Here is an 18,081-nt window from a genome sequence, read left to right as displayed (position 1 = left end):
CACCTCTTCAATCACCTCGGGCCAGCTTTGCCAGCGCCTCGCCGTCGAGCCGCTTCACCGTCCATTCGTCCTGCGCCACCGCCCCGATCGAGCGGTAGAACACGCGCGAGGGCTCGTTCCAGTTCAGCACCCACCAGGCGAAGCGCGACAGCCCCTCCTCGAGGCAGCGTTTCGCCAGCCGCACCATCAGCGCCTTGCCGAGGCCGCGCCCGCGATGCTCCGGCCGGACATAGAGGTCCTCGAGCCAGATGCCATGGCGGCCGGTGAAGGTCGAATAGGTGTAGAACCAGATCGCGAAGCCGGCGGGCTCGCCGTTCCATTCGGCGATGTCGCAGAACACCTTCGGCTCGGGCTCGAACAGCGCCGAGGCGATCTCCGCCTCGGTCGCCGTGACCTCGTGCAACAGCTTCTCGTATTCGGCGAGCTCGCGGATGAAGCCGAGCACGAGGCCGGCCTCGTCGGGCCTGGCGGGACGGATGGCGAGAGTCATATCGCGATCGGCGCCTTGATCGCCGGGTGCGCCTCATAGCCTTCGATCGTCACGTCCTCGAAACGGAAGTCCTCGAGCTTCGCCACTGCCGGATTCAGCTTCAGGATGGGCAGCGGCCGCGGCTCCCGGGAAAGCTGCAGCTTCGCCTGGTCGAGATGATTCACATAGAGATGGGTGTCGCCGAAGGAATGGACGAAATCGCCGACGCCGAGCCCCGTCACCTGCGCGACCATATGGGTCAGCAGCGCATAGCTGGCGATGTTGAAGGGCACGCCGAGGAAGACATCGGCCGAGCGCTGGTAGAGCTGGCAGGACAATTTGCCGGGCCCCTCGGCTGAAGGCTGAACGAAGAACTGGAACAGGCAATGGCAGGGCGCCAGCGCCATTTTCGAGATGTCGGCCGGGTTCCAGGCCGAGACGATCAGGCGGCGCGAATCCGGGTTGCGGCGGATCTCGTTCACCAGCCAGGCGATCTGGTCGATCGTCGCCCCGTCGGGTGCCGGCCAGGAGCGCCATTGCCGGCCATAGACTGGCCCGAGATCGCCGTTCGCATCGGCCCACTCATCCCAGATGCTGACGCCGTTCTCCTGCAGGTAGCGCACATTGGTGTCGCCGCGCAGGAACCAGATCAGCTCGTGGATGATCGATTTCAGGTGCAGCTTCTTGGTCGTGACCAGCGGGAAGCCGGCCGCAAGGTCGAAACGCATCTGGTGGCCGAACAGGGCGAGCGTGCCGGTGCCGGTGCGGTCGTCCTTGCGGACGCCTTCGTCGAGAACCCGCTTGAGGAGGTCGTGATACTGGCGCATGCCGGCATCTAGCCGGATTCGAGCGCGCTCCAAAAGAGCCGCCGGCACGCCGTCCAGAGACGATTTCGCATGGCGGCCGTCGACAGGGCGCGGCGGCTCACGAGAACGGCATCGCCTGTGACCGAGTGTCCTGCTGCAATGCCGAACCATCGCCCCAATCTGAATGCTCGATGAAGACAAGGGGCGCTTCGGGCCTGCGCATAATACGGCCCGTGCTGATGAGGATTGAATCATGAGCAGAACGAAACTGCTGGCAGCCGCGATCGTCGCGGCGCTGATGGCTGGCGGGGCCCTCGCCGCCTCGACCGAACCGCCGGAAGCCACGCTCGCCGCCATGGGCAAGATCAGCGAAGCCCGGGCCCGTGCGATCGCCTTCGACCATGGGCTCGTCCATGTCGAGGAGATCTCGCTGTTCGAGGGGCGCTGGGAACTCGCCGGGCGCGACCGCTCGGGCGACGAACTGGTGATCGATCTCAACGCCAGGGACGGCTCGCTGCTGCGCTGACGGCCACCAGGGAACGCGTGATCCGATCAGGTTGTCTCACCCTGATTGGATCCGGCTCTGGCTTGGAAAAGCCGCAAACCAGCGTCTCTTTCCGGCAACCCTCGCAGCGCTTCGCGATAAATGAGCCGGGAAACCGTACTGCTCTCTTTCCCCCCGCGCGCACAGCGCCTATATTCCCGGTGCCGCTCGCAAGAACGGCTATGGCGATAAACGGACGTCGGAATAAGCCTTTCGGACCCGGGGGCGGTACCCGGCGCCTCCACCAAAGCTCTGCCGAATCTGCGGCAGGCCTGTCTCGCGGCGCGAGCGGCAGAATTTTGGCGGGGGCGAAATAGGATCGACGAGGGTGTAAAGGTCGTTCTTTTGCTCGGCATGGTTCCGCCGTTATCGGGCCAAAAGCATAGTTGCCAACGACAACAATGCTCGGGTTGCTGTCGCCGCGTAAGCGGTGCTGGTTCCCAAACCAAAGCCCTTGCGCTTAGCCGCGTAAGGCGGGGCTCGGAGGCGCCTGGCAACAGAAGCCTCCACTTTTTTTGAATGAAGGGCGGCATGCCCGATAGAGCGTTGCGCGATGGCGGGGACCGGTTTTTCGCCCGAATGCTGCTCTAAAGTGATGGATCGGATCATGTTTCTTCGCACTCGGGCGGCTCCGTCCGGAGACGAAGGACATGATGGACGCCGAAACGGAATCCGGACGCGATGACGAAGGACATTCTCCGCTACGACCTGATGGTGCAGGACGCGCTCAAGGGAGTCGTGCGCAAGATCCTGTCCGAGGCGGGCCGCGACGGGCTGCCGGGCGACCACCATTTCTACGTCACCTTCCGTACCACGGCCCCTGGCGTGCGCGTCTCGCAGCGTCTGCGCGACAAGCATCCCGACGAGATGACGATCGTGCTTCAGCACCAGTTCTGGGACCTGAACGTCAGCGACCACGCCTTCGAGGTCGGCCTCTCCTTCTCGGGCGTGCCGGAGCGCCTGCTGATTCCCTATGACGCGATCACCACCTTCTTCGACCCGTCGGTGCAGTTCGGCCTGAAGTTCGAGACCCAGGATACGTCCGGCGAGACCGCCGACGAGCCGGCCGAAGCGGCCCGGGCGCCGCGCGGCGCCGGCTCCGAGCCGAATGTCGTTCCGGCGGCACCGCTGGCGCTCGCGGGCAAGGCCCCGCAGAAGGCGCTGCCGGCCGTCAAGCTCAAGCCCGCCGCGGCAGCGAAGACCAGCGATACGGACGCCCCCGTCGACACGGCGGAGAAGCCCGCCGACGCCGAGGAGGAGGGCAGCGCCCAGGTCGTCAGCCTCGACGCCTTCCGCAAGAAGACCTGAGACCCCCGCCATGACCGAGTACCGCAGCGAGACCGATTCCTTCGGTCCGGTCTCCGTCGCCGCCGATCGCTACTGGGCGGCGCAGACCCAGCGCTCGCTCGAGAATTTCCGCATCGGCGGCCCGGCCGAGCGTCTGCCGCTGCCGCTCGTCCACGCGCTCGTGCTGGTCAAGAAGGCGGCCGCCATCGTCAATGCCCGGCTCGGCCTGCTCGACCGCAAGATCGAGGCCGCCATCGTCCAGGCTGCCGACGAGGCGCTCTCGGGCCGGTTCGACGAGCATTTTCCGCTGGTCGTCTGGCAGACCGGCTCCGGCACCCAGTCGAACATGAACGCCAACGAGGTCCTGGCCAACCGGGCCAACGAGATCCTCGGCGCCGGCCTCGGCGCCAAGAGCCCGGTCCACCCGAACGACCATGTCAACAAGGGCCAGTCCTCCAACGACAGCTTCCCGACCGCGATCCACATCGCCGCGGCACTCGTCGTCTCGCGCGATCTGCTGCCGGCGCTGACCCGGCTCAAGGACGCGCTCGACGTCAAGGCCAGGGCCTATGCCAACCTGGTCAAGATCGGCCGTACCCATCTCCAGGACGCGACGCCCGTCACGCTCGGGCAGGAATTCTCCGGCTATGTCGCGCAAGTTCAGCTCGGCATCGCCCGCATCGCAGAGACCCTGCCCGGCCTGCTGGCCCTCGCCCAGGGCGGTACCGCCGTCGGCACCGGCCTCAATGCCCATCCCGATTTCGCAAAGGCCTTCTCGGCCGAGATCGCCCGCCTGACCGGCCTGCCCTTCCGCACCGCCGACAACCTGTTCGAGGCGCTGGCGAGCCATGGCGCGATCACCTACAGCCATGGCGCGCTGACCGCGCTCGCCATGGATCTGTTCAAGATCGCCAACGACATCCGCCTGATGGGCTCCGGCCCGCGCTCGGGCCTCGGCGAGATCAGCCTGCCGGAGAACGAGCCCGGCTCCTCGATCATGCCCGGCAAGGTCAACCCGACCCAGGCCGAGGCGCTGACCATGGTCGCGACGCGGGTGCACGGCAACCAGGCGACCATCGCCTTTGCCGCCAGCCAGGGCCATTTCGAGCTCAACGTCTTCAAGCCGGTGATCGCCCAGGCCTTCCTGCAATCGGCCCGCCTGCTCGCCGACGCGGCCGAGAGCTTCCGCCTGAACTGCGTCGAGGGCATCGAGCCCAATCGCGAGCGGCTGGAAGAACTGCTCTCGCGCTCGCTGATGCTGGTGACGGCGCTCGCCCCCGCGATCGGCTACGACAAGGCCGCCGCCATCGCCAAGGCGGCCCATCACAACGGCACCACGCTGCGCGAGGAAGCGCTCAGGGCCGGCGTCGACGGGGCGCTGTTCGACCGCACCGTCGTGCCCGGGCACATGCTCGGCCCGGCCTGAGCCATGGCCGAGATCGTCAATCTCCGCCGGGCGCGCAAGGCCAAGGGCCGCGCCGAAGCCGAGGCGCAGGCCAGCCAGAATCGCATCACCTTCGGCCGGACCAGGGCCGAGCGCGAGCAGGCGGAAGCCGAGAAGGCGCTCCAGACGGCGCGCCTGGACGGCCATCGCCTCGACGCGGGCAAGGACGGCAAGGACGAGACGTGAGCGGCCTGCGCAAGCGCTCGCTGGCCATTGCCGGGCACCGCACCAGCGTCTCGCTCGAGGAACCGTTCTGGGATGCGCTGAAGGAGATCGCCGCCGGCGAAGGCCGCCCGCTCGCCAGCCTCGTCGCCGAGATCGACCTTGCCCGCGGCGAGGCAAATCTCTCCTCTGCCCTGCGCCTGCGCGTGCTCGCACATTATCGGGCGCGCGCCGAGGCGGTGAGAGTTATCCCCGCGGAGTGACGAGAAGGCGACGCGCCGTCTCGACGACCGCTCGTGTCAGATCGGCGAGCCGGTCCGCCGCGATCCGGTTGACCTGCCAGAACAGCGGAATGTCGAGCGGCGTGCCGGGAACGAGCTCGCGCAGCCGCCCGGCGGCGATATGGTCTCTCACGAGCAATTCGGGATTGGCGCACCAGCCGATTCCCAAGAGGCTCGCATCGACGAACCCTTGCGTCGAAGGCACCCAATGGACGGGGTGGTCAGGGCTCTCGCCGAGCGCGAGTTGCATCCACTGGCTCTGCAGCCGGTCCTTCTGGTTGAAGATCAGCGATGGCGCCCGCGCAAGCGCCTGGGCCGTTACTCCCTCGGAAAAATAGGTCGTCATGAACTCCGGACTTGCGGTCGCCAGATAACGGAGCGAGCCGAGCGGGATGACGCGGCAACCTTGAATGGGCTTTGCCAGTGCCGTGACGGCGGCGAGCACGCGCCCTCGCCTCAGCCACTCGGCGGTATGCTCCTGATCGTCGACGGTAATGTCGAGGAGATGCGTGCTGCCGTTCGCGAAGGCCGCCACGGCGCCGAGGAACCAGGTGCCGAGGCTGTCGGCATTGGTGGCGATCCGCAGCGTCACGCGCTGTCGCGTCGCGCCCGGCTCGGCGAGCGCCGGGAGCCGTGCCATCAGGTCCCCCTCGAGGAGGCCGACCTGCTCCATATGGCGACAGAGCCATTCTCCCCTCTCGGTCGCCATGCAGGGCTGCCCCCTGATGATCAGCACGGTCCCCAGTCGTTCCTCGAGCTGTTTGACGCGTTGCGATACCGCCGACGGCGTGACGCTCAAGGCTTGCGCCGCCTTTTCGAAACTGCCCGTCCTGACGACGAGCGAAACGGCCTGCAGGGCCGGATAGTCCAGCATGACATTAGCCTTGCTTAATCAGAATTATGATATTTAACTACACTAAGGTGGATGCAACGCCTAGACGTGACGGCGCAAATGGGATCGCCGCTCATGCCTGTCTCCGTCTATTTCACCGGGCTGACCATGGGTCTGAGCCTGATCGTCGCAATCGGCGCCCAGAACAGTTTCGTGCTGCGGCAGGGCCTGCGTAACGAACATGTCTTCGCGGTCTGCCTCGCTTGCGCACTTTCCGATGCGCTCCTCATCCTCGCCGGAGTGATGGGCTTGCGGCAGGCCACGGCGATGCTGCCCGTGCTCGAGCCTGCGCTACGCTATGGCGGCGGCGCCTTCCTCATCTGGTATGGCGTCCGCAGCCTGCTTTCGGCCCTGCGCTCATCCGCCGTTCTGGCGGCCGGCGCCGCAGGCAGCACGAGCCTGTCGGCCAGCCTCGCCACCTGCGCCGCGCTGACCTGGCTGAACCCGCATGTCTATCTCGACACGGTCCTGCTCATCGGCAGCGTCGCGAGCCAGTTTCCCGGGGAGGAACTGGTCTTCGCCGCGGGCGCCATGACGGCCTCTTTCCTGTTTTTCTTCGCCCTTGGCTACGGATCTCGCTGGCTGCGGCCGCTTTTCGCCAATCCGGCAGCCTGGCGCATTCTGGACGGCGTCGTCGCAGTCACCATGTGGGCGATCGCCTTCAAGCTGCTCCGAGGCGGCTGAGCCAACCACAAAGAAAAACCTTATCGTTCAACGCTTTGCAGCAGAAAAATGATTCAACGCCGGAACCACTTGAATCAGTGTGCCAGCAGCTTGAATCAGTTCTGCAGCGGCGAGCGCGACAGTGGCCGTGGCACCGATTGGATCTCGAGCGGCGGCGCCAGCGGCGGAGCGTCTCCCGCCGGGGTGGCGGCGCGCGGCGCCCCGGGCAGGACGAGCGGCCCCGGCGGCGTGCCCTGGATCGCGGCCCGGATCGCCGCCTGGCGGGCGCGCTCCTCGGCCTCGGCGCGCCGTCTCTCATCCTCTGTTTGGCGACGCAGCTCCTCGACGCGGCGCGCCTCTTCCAGCCGCCTGGCCGCCTCCGCCTTGCGGAGCTCCTCGGCGAGCCGCGCTTCCTCTATCCGCCTCTCCTCCTCCGCCCGCTTCTCCTCGGCGATACGGCGCTCCTCCTCGGCCTTGAGGAATTCGGCGAGCTTGCTCTCGTTGTCGCGCATCTCGCGCTCGGCCCGCAGCCGCCGTGCATGCATGCCGCGTTCACGCGCATCGGCCTCGAAGGCCTCGACGCGCTCGATCTCGCGCGCCAGCGCCCGCGCCGCGACGACGTTCGCCAGCGCCCCGACATCGGTCTCGCGCTGCGGCGCCGCCAGCGGCCCGCGCCAGGCGACGCCGACCTGCGGCAATTGCGCCGGCCAGCCCTTGGGCGGCGTTCCGAGCGGGCGCAGCGCCAGCCTCAGATCGACGTTCAGCGCCCGCCAGTCGACACTGCCCGTCGCCTCGGCCCGCAAGCCGGCCCGCTCGATCGTCACCGGCTGGACCCGCAGCACGCCGCCGGCCTGGGTGAACGGCACCGTGACCTCGCCCAATGGCCAGTTCGCCTTCTCCAGCGCCTCGGCGATCCGGCCCTGCAGCCGCGCCGTCTCGCTTTCGGAGGCGTCCTCGCCGGTCGCGGCGATGACGCGCGACAGTGCTGCCGGGTCGAAGCGGCTCATCCCTGCCCCGCTGACGCTGATCGAGCCGGCGCCGCCGAGCGCGGCGATCAGCCGGGCCGGGCTTTCGCCCGAACCGCCGGCCTCGAACCGGCCGGAGAGCTTTCCGGTCAGCGCGCCGCCGGTCAGCGTCGCCAGGTCGAGGCCCGCGAGCCCGAGCCGGCCCGAGACCTGCGCCAGCCCGCCTTCGCGACGGGCCGAGAGCCGGCCGCTGACCTCGCCGCCGGCGTGGCGGCCGCTCAAATTCTCGATGACGAGGCCGTCGACGCCGGCCGACAGGTCGAAGCGCGCCTTGTCGAGGCCGATCTGCTCGCTGAGCGCGAGCCGCTCGGCCGCGATCGTTATCCTGATCTCGCCGAGGCCCGGCGCCGGCTGGAAGCGGGTGGGCGACCAGACGCTGCCGGCGGCCGGCGGAGCGGAGCCGAGCGTGGCCGCGATCAGCGGCTGCAGCGCCAGCGAGGGCAGCGCGAGCCTGCCGCCGATGCGTCCATCGGCGCCGAGCGCCAGCGCGCCGCGAGCCGTGCGCCCGCCGCTGTTGACGACGAGGTCGTCGAGCCCGCTCTCCTCGCCGAGCCGCACCCGGCCGGAGGCGTCGAGCACGCCTTGAGGCAGCAGGCGCGCCAAGCTCTCCGGCATCACCTGGCCGGGGCCGTCAGCCTGGAGGGTCAGCCGCGCCGCCTCGCCCGCCCCTTCCAGCACCAGGGCAAGCCCCGGCCCGATAAGCGAGCCGACCGGACCGCCGGCGCCGAAATCCAGCCGCAATTCGCCGGGGCCGCCCTGGGCCGGACGCGGCAGGCCGAAGGCGGCGAAGGCGCGGCGGCGATCGTCGAGCGCCAGGCGCAGTTCGCCGCCGGTCCATTCGCCGGCGACGCCGAGATGTCCGTTGAGGCTGAGCCGCCCGGCCTGCGCCGCCCCTTCGGCGACAAGGCTGGTCTCGCCGGTCGCCGCACGGGCCAGCCTGAAGCTGGCGTCGAGCCCGGCAAGCCCGTCCTCGATGCGCGGCAGGACGCGCCTGGCCTGGTCGGGCAGCAGCGGCCCGGCGAGAGCCGCCAGCGCGGCGAAGCGCGGCGCGCGCACCCGGCCCCTGATCTCGCCGCCACCCGGCAGCAGCGCGCCCTCGCCCTCGACGCGCACGCCGCCGAAGCCTTCGACGGAAAGCCGGCTGAGCCGCCAGTCGCTGCCCTCCCGCTTCACGGCGAGCCGCGCCGAACCCGGCGCGGTGGCGCGATAGCGCACCCCGCCCAGCGTCAGGTCGAGCGCAAGATCGCGCCGCCCCGCCAGCCCGCTCAGGCTCTCGCCGGGCGGCAGATTGGCGAGGTCGAGCCCGTCCAGCCGCAAGGTCGCTTCGAGCTTGTCGGCCGTGACCGCCACCGAACCGGCGAGGCGCTGTCCCGAGCCGGTTCGGGCGGCCAGACGCTCGATGCCGAGACGCTCATCGCTCCAGTCGAGCGTCGCTGACCCTTCGAATTCGCGAAACGCCGCGAAGCTGTCGGCCAGCGCCGGCTCGACGCCGAGCCGCGACAGGGCCAGTGCGGCCCGGCGCGCATCCGGCGCCTTCAGCGACACCGCGCCGCGAAAGCCGCTCTCGCCGACCTCGCCGGTCGCTTCGAGGGTTGCATTGGCGATGCGCACCGCCGCGCTCGCGCCCGACAGTCCCGCCTCGCTCAGCCGGCCGCGCAAGGCAAAGCCGCTCAGATCCTCGCCGCGCCAGGCGATCTGGTCGAGATCGAGCGTCAGGTCGAGTGCGCCCGGCAGGGCCTGGAGCGCGCGCGCAAAGCCCGGACGCTGGCCGAGCGCCTCGATCAGCGCATCGGCATCGACCCGCCGCGCCCTGAGCTGGAAGGCGCCGGTGCTTGCGGCAGGGAGCAGCCGCCCCTCGCCTTCGAGCCTTGCCGCACCGCCGGCGATATCGAGCGCGAGCCCGGTGAAATCGAGCTGGCGATGGTCGCCGCTGACCGTTCCGGACAGGCTGAGCGCGCCGCCGGGCGTCATGGTGAAGCCGCCCTGCAAGGCCGGCCGCAACCGCCCCTCAACCAGCGGCAAGGCGAACGAGCCGTCGAAGGAGACCTGGTTCTGCTCGCCGGTGATGAAGATCTTGGTCCGCAGGCGCCCGTCGGCCTCCGCCTCGCCGGTGGCGAGGCGCAGCGACGTTCCCGCGACCTCGCCCTCGATGCGCCAGGGACCGCCGAGGCCGACGGCGGCGAGATCGACCGCGATCGGCGCCAGCACCTGCGCCGGCTTGCCGGGCTCGCGCCAGATGATGGCCGAGCGGCGGATGGTGAAGCGGTCGATCGAGGTCGCGGCCGGCAGGCCCGTCCCCCGGCGCGGCGGCATCAGCACCGCCCCTGCCGCATCGGCGACCAGGGTGAGCGCCATGCCGTCGGCTTCCGCCTCGGTCAGGCGGAATTCCCCGCGCGCCAGCGAGGACAAGGCGAGTTCGACTGTCAGCCGCTCGATATTCGCCGCGCTGGTCGCGCTATCCGGGCCGCCAAGCCTCACCCCCCGCAGCGTCAGGCGCGGCGAGGGCAAAAGGCGCAGGCCGATATCGCCGGCGATGCGCGTCTCCAGTCCGAGGGCGGCACCGATGCGCTGCTCGAAATGGGGACGGTACTCGCGCCAGTCGACGAAGCCCGGCCCGAGCAGCGCCGCCAGCAGCGCCGCCACCAGCAGCCCGGCCAGAAAGGTCAGGGCCTCACGCACGGTCTCGCATCATTCCTCTTCATCACGCGCGCGATCATGCACGCAAGTCGCGGCAGGATCACGACATTCCTGATGACGATTACGCGCCTGCCGCCGCGGCGCCGTCAGAGCGCGACGACCTTGCCCGGGTTGAGGATGTTCTGCGGGTCGAGCGCGCGCTTCAGCAGCCGCATCACGTCGAGCGCCGGGGCGCCATGCTCGGCCTCGAGATACTTCATCTTCTTCTGGCCGACGCCGTGCTCGCCGGTGCAGGTGCCGCCCATGGCGAGCGCGCGCTTGACCAGCCGGTCGATGAACGCCTGGCAGCGCGCCATTTCCTCGGCATCGGCGAGATCGACCAGCGGCTGGGTGTGGAAATTGCCGTCGCCGACATGGCCGACGATCGGCGCGATCAGCCCGCTCGCCTCGATGTCGCGCTTGGTCTCCTCGACGCAATCGGCCAGCCGCGAGATCGGCACGCAGACATCGGTCGCGACCGATTCCATGCCGGGCCGCAGCGTCCGCGCCGCCCAATAGGCGTCGTGCCGCGCCTGCCAGAGCCGGGAGCGGTCCTCGGCCCTGGTCGCCCAGTCGAACGGCCCGCCGCCGAACTCGGCGGCGATCTCGCCGAAGCGCTCAGCCTGCTCCTTCGCGCCGGCTTCCGAGCCATGGAACTCGACGAAGAGCATCGTCGTCTCCGGCAGGCCGAGCTTGGAATGCAGGTTGACGCCGCGCATCATCACATCGTCGACCAGCTCGATCCGGGCCACCGGCAGGCCCGACTGGATCGTCACGATGGTCGCGTCGCAGGCGGCTTTTACCGAAGGGAACGGGCAGACGCCGGCCGAGATCGCCTCGGGAATGCCGTGCAGCTTCAGCGTCACCTCGGTGATGATGCCGAGCGTGCCTTCCGAACCGACGAGCAGCCGCGTCAGGTCGTAGCCGGCCGAGGTCTTTCGGGCCCGGCTCGCCGTCTTCACGATTGCGCCATCGGCCATCACCGCCGTCAGCGAGACGACATTGTCCTTCATCGTGCCGTAGCGCACGGCATTGGTGCCGGAAGCGCGCGTCGCCGCCATGCCGCCGATCGAGGCGTCGGCGCCGGGATCGATCGGGAAGAACAGGCCCTGGTCGCGCAGATGCTCGTTCAATTCCTTGCGCGTGACGCCGGCCTCGACGACGCAGTCGAGATCCTCGGCATGGACGGCCACGACCTTCTTCATCATGCTCATGTCGATGCAGACGCCGCCATAGGGCGCGTTGACATGGCCCTCGAGCGAGGTGCCGGTTCCGAACGCGATCACCGGAACACCATGCGCCGCGCAGAGTTTCACGATTGCCGCCACTTCCTCGGTGCTCTGCGGGAAGACGACCGCGTCCGGCGGCTGGTTCGGGATCCAGGTCAGGGTGTGGCCGTGCTGCTGGCGCACCGCCAGGCTGGTGACGAGCCGGTTGCCGAAGCTGGCCGCCAGTTCCCGCGTCACCGCGGCGACGGCCTCTGCCGAAGGCGGCAGCTCTGCGGCAGGAGCAGGGGGGGTCTGAGCCATCGCGGCAGGAGAGCGCATTGTCATAGCTTGAGAGTATCGCCTAGTCTGGAATTGTTCGGCTATCGAGCGGCCGTCGTCGCGTTGTTTTCCCGCGCCGCGCCGGCCACGGCAAGTGCCAAGCTGCGAAGCCGGGCAGGTCTGTAGCGCAGGGCTCCGGGCAGGCTCGCAATCGCGACCCGAGAAAAGGAGGACGCGCCCATGCAAGACGAGACCCGCACGACCGCCCTTTTCTTCGCCCCGTTCGTCTCGTCGAGCCTGCGCGTCGAGCCGGAATGGATCGACTATAACGGCCATCTCAACATGGCCTATTATCATGTCCTGTTCGACAGGGCCGTCGACGAGGTGTTCTCGCTGGTCGGGCTCAACCAGAACTATACCGAGACCCGCAACGCCTCGTTCTTCGCCGCCGAGTGCCACATCCTCTACAAGCGCGAGCTGACCGAGAGCGACCAGGTCCGCGTCACCGCCCAGCTCATCGCCTTCGACGAGAAGCGGCTGCATTTCTATCTCGAGATGCGGCACGCCAGCGAGGGCTGGCTGGCGGCGACCTCCGAGAACCTCTCGCTGCATGTCGACATGACGACCCGCAAGGTCGCGCCCTTCCCGGCCGACATCCTCACCGGCCTGGCGCTGATGAAGGCCGCCCATGCCCGCATGCCGCTGCCCGCGACCGTCGGCCGGATGATCGGCATGCCGGAGAAGACCGCGATCACCGTCGAGGCGATGAGCGGCGAGCGCGAGAAGGAAACGCGGCACTAGAGCCTGCTGATTTTCGGCGGAACCGCCTCGTCATCCCCGGGATGACGGTGCGGTTTCCAGAAGGTCCCGCATGATCTCTGGCATCGACGCTCGGGAGCCGAAGCCCCCGGCTGCCGGCCTATTCGTCGTCGTCCGGGATCTTCAGCAGATGGCCGCAGGCCTTGCAGTGCACGGCGTCGGGGTCATGGCGCTGCAGCGCGCATTGCGGGCAGGAAAAGGTGACCTTGTGCGGCCGGAAGACCGCCTGCGCGAGGCGCACGAACAGCGAGATGCCGATGATCATCACCGCGATCGAGGTCAGCTTCCCGGCGATGCCCGGCAGGGTGACGTCGCCGAAGCCGGTCGTCGTCACCGTGGCGACGGTGAAATAGAGCGCCTCGACATAGCCTTCGAGCCCCGGCCGTCCCATGAAGAAGAAGGTGTAGACGAAGCCGCTGACCACCAGCAGGAAGGTCAGGAGATTGACCAGCGCCCGGCCGATATCCTCCCAGTCGCGGTAGCGCGTCTCGCGCAGTTGCGCCCAGACCAGGCCGCGCTGCGACAGCGACCACAGCCGCAGGATGCGCAGGAAGCCGAAATTCTCCAGCCATTGCGGCGCCAGCAGGGTCGCCAGGATGAAGAGATCGAGGATCGTGCTGGGCTGGCGCAGCAGCCGCAGCATGTTCGAGGAGGCCAGCATCCGCGCCACGAACTCGGCGAGGACGATGGCGGCGACCGTATAATCCAGCCAGAGGAATTCCGGGCGGTGGCGGATCAGGGGCGTCGCGACGAAGAAGCCGATGATCAGCAGGTCGACGACCAGCCCCACCAGGCGCAGCCGCAGCGCTGCCGGCGTCCGCCCATGGTAGAGCTGGCGCAGGCGGTCGCGCAGCGCCGGACGTCCTTGCTCCGCGAGTGCTTTGTTGTCCCGGCTCATCCCGCTGGCGTATCAGCGCCATGGCGCCGCCGTCCAGAGCCCGGCGTCACGGTTTCGTGGCGATTGCCAGGACGGCATAGCCCCGGAACAGGCGCGTGGTTCGACCCGATGCGCCTGCCTCGCGGCAGAGCGCCGCCAGCGCCTCGCCGAGCTCGGGCCGCGGCGTGACCTGGAACAGCGCCAGCCAGCGGTCGAGCGCGGCCCTGAAGACCTGCGGCAGCCCGGCCTGGTCGCCGAAGTCGACGATGTGAAGCGAGCCGCCCGCCGCGAGCGCCGCCAGCGCCCTTGCCAGCGCCGCACGCCAGGGCGGGATCATCGACAGCGCGTAGGAGATGACGACCCGGTCGAAATCCTCCCGGCCGAACAGGGCGCGCGGCTCGAAATTCGTCGCATCGGCCTGCGCCAGCGTGATCCGGCCGGAGAGCCCCGCCCTCGCAATCGCTTGCCGGGCCGTGACCAGCATCTCCTCCGAGACATCGAGCCCGTAGCAGCGCGCCTGCGGATAGGCCCGCGCGATCCGGATCAGGTTGCGCCCCGTGCCGCAGCCGATTTCGAGCACGCTGCCGCCCGGCGGCGGCTTCAGCCCCCGGACCAGCCCGTCGCGGCCGAGCAGGTAGAATTTGCGGGTCGCGTCATAGAAATGGCGCTGCCGGCGATACATCCGGTCCATGCGGCCGGCGGCGCTCCCGGCGTCATCGAGCCCGTTCACGCCGGCTGGCCTCCACATGTCTCTTGGCCTCCGCGCGTGTAGAGATGGAAAGCGCCGTAGATCGAGGAACGGTCGCGCGCGGCGAACTCGCGGCTGCGCGCCTCGTGATAGTGCCATTGCGCCAGGATCGCCTCGGGCAGCCGGCCGGGCAGCAGGCGCTCATCCGCCGCGGTGCGGAAGATGACGCGCGCGCCGGGCGCCGCCGTCCTGGTAATCTGCGTCCACAGCGCCGTCAGCTCCGCATCGTTCATCCAGTCCTGGGCGTCGAGCAGCACATAGGCATGGCAACTCGCCGCGGGCTGCTGCGCCAGATGGGCCGTGATCGAGCCCTGGTGATAGCCGACGCGATCGGCCCGCGCCCGCACCGTCGCGAAATGGCGCTGCTCCAGATAGGGCGGCACCGAGGCGTCGGGGCCGGGGCCATAGCCCTGGCCGAAGGCCTGCCAGGCGAAATAGTTCGACTTCAGGTCGAAATCGCAGGCCAGCCGCTCGAGCCGGCCGCGCAGCACGCTGAGGATCCCGGCATCGCCATCGGCCGCCAGCGCCTCGTACTGCGCCGGCGGAATCCCGAGCCCGTAGAGCGAGGCCGGCTGGCGAACCAGCCAGCGCACCAGCCGCTTCTCGAAGACCGGCGCGATATGGCGCTCGAACAGCACGCGCTGCTCCTGCATGTCGCGGGCCTGCAGCATGATGCGCGGGTCGCAGCCGAGCCGGCGGCCGAGGAAATGGCCGGCGCCGATGAAGCGGCCGAGCAGGCCGTAGCGATAGAAGTTGCGGGCGAAGGCGTCGATCCGGCGGCGGCCGGTCAGGCTTCGCCCTTCCCAGTAGGCCCGCGAGACCGCGTCGAGGCCGGGCGCGATCAGCCGGTCATAGGTCTCGACATTCGCCCTGGACCGCGCCTGTCCGAAGAAGCGCCGGAAGCTCTCGTGATCGCCGAGCTGCCGCAGCGCCGCGAGCTTGAGATGGCCGAGCGCGATATGGGCGCCGTTAAGGTCGACGGCGCTGATCCTGGCCGGGCCGGCGGTGAGATAGGACAGGATGTTGCAGGAGCCCGACGCGATGGCGACGAGATGATCGCCCGGTTGCAGCGCCAGCGCCGCCATGTCGACGACCGGGTCCTCCCAGATCTGCGGATAGACCAGGCCGGAGAAGGCCAGCGTGAACATCCGCTCCAGCAGGCCGGCGCGCGACAGCGCCTTGCTGCGGTGGACCGCGCTGTTGAGCCCGAGGCTGGTGGTGCGCTTGACCGCCCGTACCGTCTGCGTCACGCCAGCCTCGATCCGCCCGTTGCGATGGCGAGCCGACTAGTGGAGTCGCGTGACGGTTGGGTGACGCAGCCCGGCCTGCGTCGCTGCCGCCCTCGACATCATCGTGATCGGGCTTACCCTGCAGGCAGGCTGCAATCGCGGTGGCGGATCGCCATATCGGGGCGGAGCCGCTGAAAGGAGCATCGACATGGGCCTGACGAGCATGTTCGCCAAGGAGAAGAGGCAGGACCACGAATTCCCGTTCCAGCTCTCGGACGCCGAATGGCGCGCCAGGCTGACGCCGGAGCAGTACTACGTCCTGCGCGGCCACGGCACCGAAAGGGCCGGCTCCTGCGCCCTGAATTTCGAGAAGCGCGCCGGCACCTTCTCCTGCGCCGGCTGCGACAACGAGCTGTTCCGAGCCGGCAAGAAGTTCGAGAGCGGCACCGGCTGGCCGAGCTTCGACCAGCCGCTCGAGGGCGCGGTCGAGACCAGCGAGGACGGCAGCTTCATGATGAGCCGCACCGAGGTCCACTGCGCCAATTGCGGCGGCCATCTCGGCCACGTCTTCCCCGACGGCCCGCCGCCGACCGGCCTGCGCTACTGCATCAACGGCGTGGCGATGAATTTCGAGCCGGAAGCGGGCTGAACACCAGTCAGGAAGCCGGAGTGCGGGGAACCCCTCTCCTGGGAGGAGAGGGGCAGGGGTGAGGTGTTCGGGAGGGGTTTCGTTAGCATGAGCCCCACCGCGCGGTGAGTGCGGCGCCTCGCTGGTCCAGTAGCCATCCCGTCACCCTGCCCTCTCCCTCCGGGAGAGTGTTCCCCGCGCTATCCCGAGCCCTATCCGACCTCCGGCACCGCCCGCCTCGCCAGCGCCGCTGCGTCCACCCCTGCCGGCAGATCGCCGAAATGCCCCGACCAGCGCCCGCCCAGCCGCGTCGCGATGAAGGCGTCCGCGACGGCATGCGGCGCATGGCGCAGGAGCAGCGCCCCCTGCAGCATCAGCGCCAGCCGCTCGGTGAGCCGGCGCGCCTGGCCCTCATGGCGGATGAGCTCGGGCAGGTCGCTTTCCAGCGCCGCGAGTTGCGCGTCATAGTGGCGGTCGGCCCCCGACGCCTTGCGCAACTCGTCGAGCAGCGCATGGAGCGAACCGGGCTCGCGCTCGAGCGAGCGCAGCACGTCGAGGCAGATGACGTTGCCCGAGCCCTCCCAGACCGAGTTGAGCGGCGCCTCGCGATAATGCCGCGCCATCGGGTTCTCCTCGATGAAGCCGTTGCCGCCATGGCATTCCAGCGCCTCGACCAGAACGGCGGGCGTGCGCTTCGCCACCCAGTATTTCGCGATCGGCGCGCCGATCCGCGCCAATAGCCGCTCCCCTTCCGACTGCTCCTGCCGGTCGACCGCCGCAAACAGGCGGAAGGCGAGCCAGGCCGCCGCCTCCGCCTCGACGGCAAGGTCGGCGAGGACGTTCTGCATGATCGGCTGGTCGATCAGCGCCCGCTGGAAGGCGTGGCGATGCCTGGCATGATGGGCGGCGAGGCAAACCGCCTGCCGCATCAGCCCGGCGGAGGCCGCGGCGATGTCGAGCCGCGTATTGTGGTTCATCGAAAGCCCGGTGCGCAGGCCCCGCCCCGGCTCGCCGAGCATATGGCCGACCGCGCCGCGGAACTCGACCTCGGACGAGGCGTTCGAACGGTTGCCGCATTTGTCCTTGAGCCGCTGGATCGCGATGCCGTTGCGCGCGCCATCCGGCTGCCAGCCCGGCACGACGAAGCAGGAGATGCCTTCCTCGGTCTTCGCCAGCGTCAGGAAGACGTCGGAATGCGGCACCGAGAAGAACCATTTCTGCCCATGCAGCGAATAGGTGCCGTCGCGGTTGTCATAGGCGATGGTCTGCGTCTGCCTGAGGTCGGAGCCGCCTTGCGTCTCCGTCATCGCCATGCCGACCGTGGCCCCGGTCTTGCCCGCCGCCGGCCCCTGCCGCTTGTCGTAAGCCGTCGACGAGATCAGAGCGCCCCACTCGGCCCAGCGCGCTCGGTCCTGCTTCAGCACGGGGATCGCCGAATAGGTCATCGAGATCGGGCAGCAGATGCCGCTCTCGCAGCCATACCAGAGATATTGCAGGGCGGCCCGCGCCACCTGCGCCCCGGCCTGGGGCCGGTTCCAGCACAGCGCATGGGTCTCCTGGCCGATGGCGCGCGTCATCAGCGCATGCCAGGCCGGATGGAACGCGATCTCGTCGATGCGGTTGCCGAAGCGGTCATGGCTGCGCAGTTCCGGCCCGTGCCGGTTGGCGAGCCGCGCCATCTCCTGCGTTTCGGCCGCGCCGACGCTCCGCCCCGCCTCGTGCAACCGCTCATCGGCCCAGCCGGCATCGAAAGCCACGACTGCAGCCTTCAGCACCGGATCGGCGGCATAGGCGTCGTAGTCCTGCAGCGGCGGCACCTGGTTGGTGACCTGATGGGAGGAACTCGGTCGGTCGATCATCGTGCCTGTCCCGATCTCACAAGCGCCGTCATTCCGGCCGCAGCGAAGCGGAGCGCAGGAATCCATCATAGAGCGCGTCGCCCTTCGATGGATCCCGGAGCGGCGCCGCATTCGCGGCTTGTCCGGGATGACGGCAGAGGGTCGCGAGCGACCGCACACATCTCCACAGCATGATCCAGCAATCA

At 69.0% G+C, this 18,081-nt stretch carries 17 protein-coding genes and 1 other RNA gene; 9 read left to right on the top strand and 9 right to left on the bottom strand.

Annotated elements, in window-relative coordinates; genetic code table 11:
* Positions 1-7: 7 nt before the first annotated feature.
* Together V6M56_RS10700 and V6M56_RS10695 are read right to left on the bottom strand one after the other, a co-directional pair.
* Entirely contained in the window at positions 8-490 is a 483-nt protein-coding gene (locus V6M56_RS10700; protein WP_332683539.1) for a GNAT family N-acetyltransferase, read from the bottom strand.
* Positions 487-1,296, bottom strand: a complete 810-nt coding sequence (locus V6M56_RS10695) for a thymidylate synthase (protein ID WP_332683538.1) — start codon at positions 1,294-1,296, stop codon at positions 487-489. Before V6M56_RS10695 ends, V6M56_RS10700 begins: the two co-directional genes overlap by 4 nt.
* A 232-nt stretch (positions 1,297-1,528) precedes the next feature.
* On the opposite strand from V6M56_RS10695, the gene V6M56_RS10690 reads away from it, so the two are divergent.
* From V6M56_RS10690 to V6M56_RS10665, 6 genes are all read left to right on the top strand, one after another.
* A complete protein-coding gene (locus V6M56_RS10690) occupies positions 1,529-1,801 on the top strand; it encodes a PepSY domain-containing protein (RefSeq protein ID WP_332683537.1) in 273 nt (90 codons plus the stop codon).
* Between the two features lie 142 nt (positions 1,802-1,943).
* Positions 1,944-2,330, top strand: a transfer-messenger RNA (tmRNA) gene (ssrA, locus tag V6M56_RS10685).
* A 170-nt stretch (positions 2,331-2,500) separates the two neighbouring features.
* Positions 2,501-3,127: an SspB family protein gene (locus V6M56_RS10680; protein ID WP_332683536.1), complete on the top strand. Its 627-nt coding sequence runs from the start codon at positions 2,501-2,503 to the stop codon at positions 3,125-3,127.
* A 10-nt stretch (positions 3,128-3,137) separates the two neighbouring features.
* Positions 3,138-4,532 carry a class II fumarate hydratase gene (fumC, locus tag V6M56_RS10675; protein WP_332683534.1) on the top strand — a complete coding sequence of 465 codons (1,395 nt, stop codon included), beginning with the start codon at positions 3,138-3,140 and terminating at the stop codon, positions 4,530-4,532.
* Positions 4,533-4,535: 3 nt separating this feature from the next.
* Positions 4,536-4,736, top strand: a complete 201-nt coding sequence (locus V6M56_RS10670; protein ID WP_332683533.1) for a DUF4169 family protein — start codon at positions 4,536-4,538, stop codon at positions 4,734-4,736.
* Entirely contained in the window at positions 4,733-4,975 is a 243-nt protein-coding gene (locus V6M56_RS10665) for a ribbon-helix-helix domain-containing protein (protein ID WP_332683532.1), read from the top strand. The genes V6M56_RS10670 and V6M56_RS10665 overlap by 4 nt, the downstream gene beginning before the upstream one ends.
* Here the strand turns inward: V6M56_RS10665 and V6M56_RS10660 are convergent.
* Positions 4,959-5,867: a LysR family transcriptional regulator ArgP gene (locus V6M56_RS10660; protein ID WP_332683530.1), complete on the bottom strand. Its 909-nt coding sequence runs from the start codon at positions 5,865-5,867 to the stop codon at positions 4,959-4,961. The two genes, V6M56_RS10665 and V6M56_RS10660, sit on opposite strands and share 17 nt — an antisense overlap.
* A gap of 93 nt (positions 5,868-5,960) precedes the next feature.
* On the opposite strand from V6M56_RS10660, the gene V6M56_RS10655 reads away from it, so the two are divergent.
* Positions 5,961-6,569 (top strand): LysE/ArgO family amino acid transporter, encoded by a 609-nt coding sequence (locus tag V6M56_RS10655; protein ID WP_332683528.1) that lies wholly within the window; start codon positions 5,961-5,963, stop codon positions 6,567-6,569.
* A gap of 95 nt (positions 6,570-6,664) precedes the next feature.
* Here the strand turns inward: V6M56_RS10655 and V6M56_RS10650 are convergent, their stop codons facing one another.
* Entirely contained in the window at positions 6,665-10,252 is a 3,588-nt protein-coding gene (locus tag V6M56_RS10650; protein ID WP_332683527.1) for an AsmA family protein, read from the bottom strand.
* A gap of 104 nt (positions 10,253-10,356) precedes the next feature.
* Positions 10,357-11,778 carry an FAD-binding oxidoreductase gene (locus tag V6M56_RS10645; protein WP_332683525.1) on the bottom strand — a complete coding sequence of 474 codons (1,422 nt, stop codon included), beginning with the start codon at positions 11,776-11,778 and terminating at the stop codon, positions 10,357-10,359.
* Positions 11,779-11,976: 198 nt separating this feature from the next.
* Here V6M56_RS10645 and V6M56_RS10640 point away from each other — a divergent pair, with 198 nt between their 5' ends.
* A complete protein-coding gene (locus V6M56_RS10640) occupies positions 11,977-12,537 on the top strand; it encodes a thioesterase family protein (RefSeq protein ID WP_332683523.1) in 561 nt (186 codons plus the stop codon).
* A 118-nt stretch (positions 12,538-12,655) separates the two neighbouring features.
* Here V6M56_RS10640 and V6M56_RS10635 read toward each other — a convergent pair whose 3' ends face one another.
* The 3 genes from V6M56_RS10635 to V6M56_RS10625 are packed head-to-tail and all read right to left on the bottom strand — an operon-like array spanning position 12,656 to position 15,430.
* Positions 12,656-13,453, bottom strand: coding sequence for a potassium channel family protein (locus tag V6M56_RS10635; RefSeq protein ID WP_332683521.1), 798 nt, complete (start codon positions 13,451-13,453; stop codon positions 12,656-12,658).
* Between the two features lie 46 nt (positions 13,454-13,499).
* Positions 13,500-14,114 carry a class I SAM-dependent methyltransferase gene (locus V6M56_RS10630; RefSeq protein ID WP_332683577.1) on the bottom strand — a complete coding sequence of 205 codons (615 nt, stop codon included), beginning with the start codon at positions 14,112-14,114 and terminating at the stop codon, positions 13,500-13,502.
* Positions 14,115-14,158: 44 nt separating this feature from the next.
* Positions 14,159-15,430: a BtaA family protein gene (locus V6M56_RS10625; protein WP_332683519.1), complete on the bottom strand. Its 1,272-nt coding sequence runs from the start codon at positions 15,428-15,430 to the stop codon at positions 14,159-14,161.
* Positions 15,431-15,632: 202 nt separating this feature from the next.
* Between V6M56_RS10625 and msrB the strand changes: the two genes are divergently transcribed.
* Positions 15,633-16,058, top strand: coding sequence for a peptide-methionine (R)-S-oxide reductase MsrB (msrB, locus tag V6M56_RS10620; RefSeq protein ID WP_332683575.1), 426 nt, complete (start codon positions 15,633-15,635; stop codon positions 16,056-16,058).
* Between the two features lie 191 nt (positions 16,059-16,249).
* On the opposite strand, the gene V6M56_RS10615 is transcribed toward msrB, so the two are convergent.
* The gene (locus V6M56_RS10615; RefSeq protein WP_332683518.1) at positions 16,250-17,896 is read right to left on the bottom strand and encodes an acyl-CoA dehydrogenase family protein; all 1,647 of its coding nucleotides are present in this window, start codon (positions 17,894-17,896) and stop codon (positions 16,250-16,252) included.
* Positions 17,897-18,081: the final 185 nt, after the last annotated feature.

Origin of the sequence: Allobosea sp., from assembly GCF_036675845.1 — a bacterium.
Taxonomy (GTDB): domain Bacteria; phylum Pseudomonadota; class Alphaproteobacteria; order Rhizobiales; family Beijerinckiaceae; genus Allobosea.
Note: the sequence above shows the minus strand (reverse complement) of the source record. Positions and strands in the feature narration are given on the sequence as shown.

What these genes read in the sequence shown, in the direction of transcription:
- V6M56_RS10635 (WP_332683521.1), bottom strand. Translation starts at nt 13,453, where the DNA reads ATGAGCCGGGACAACAAAGCACTCGCGGAGCAAGGACGTCCGGCGCTG.
- V6M56_RS10640 (WP_332683523.1), top strand. Translation starts at nt 11,977, where the DNA reads ATGCAAGACGAGACCCGCACGACCGCCCTTTTCTTCGCCCCGTTCGTC.
- V6M56_RS10680 (WP_332683536.1), top strand. Translation starts at nt 2,501, where the DNA reads ATGACGAAGGACATTCTCCGCTACGACCTGATGGTGCAGGACGCGCTC.
- V6M56_RS10700 (WP_332683539.1), bottom strand. Translation starts at nt 490, where the DNA reads ATGACTCTCGCCATCCGTCCCGCCAGGCCCGACGAGGCCGGCCTCGTG.
- V6M56_RS10690 (WP_332683537.1), top strand. Translation starts at nt 1,529, where the DNA reads ATGAGCAGAACGAAACTGCTGGCAGCCGCGATCGTCGCGGCGCTGATG.
- V6M56_RS10630 (WP_332683577.1), bottom strand. Translation starts at nt 14,114, where the DNA reads ATGTATCGCCGGCAGCGCCATTTCTATGACGCGACCCGCAAATTCTAC.
- V6M56_RS10645 (WP_332683525.1), bottom strand. Translation starts at nt 11,778, where the DNA reads ATGGCTCAGACCCCCCCTGCTCCTGCCGCAGAGCTGCCGCCTTCGGCA.
- V6M56_RS10695 (WP_332683538.1), bottom strand. Translation starts at nt 1,296, where the DNA reads ATGCGCCAGTATCACGACCTCCTCAAGCGGGTTCTCGACGAAGGCGTC.
- V6M56_RS10615 (WP_332683518.1), bottom strand. Translation starts at nt 17,896, where the DNA reads ATGATCGACCGACCGAGTTCCTCCCATCAGGTCACCAACCAGGTGCCG.
- V6M56_RS10660 (WP_332683530.1), bottom strand. Translation starts at nt 5,867, where the DNA reads ATGCTGGACTATCCGGCCCTGCAGGCCGTTTCGCTCGTCGTCAGGACG.
- msrB (WP_332683575.1), top strand. Translation starts at nt 15,633, where the DNA reads ATGTTCGCCAAGGAGAAGAGGCAGGACCACGAATTCCCGTTCCAGCTC.
- V6M56_RS10655 (WP_332683528.1), top strand. Translation starts at nt 5,961, where the DNA reads ATGCCTGTCTCCGTCTATTTCACCGGGCTGACCATGGGTCTGAGCCTG.
- fumC (WP_332683534.1), top strand. Translation starts at nt 3,138, where the DNA reads ATGACCGAGTACCGCAGCGAGACCGATTCCTTCGGTCCGGTCTCCGTC.
- V6M56_RS10670 (WP_332683533.1), top strand. Translation starts at nt 4,536, where the DNA reads ATGGCCGAGATCGTCAATCTCCGCCGGGCGCGCAAGGCCAAGGGCCGC.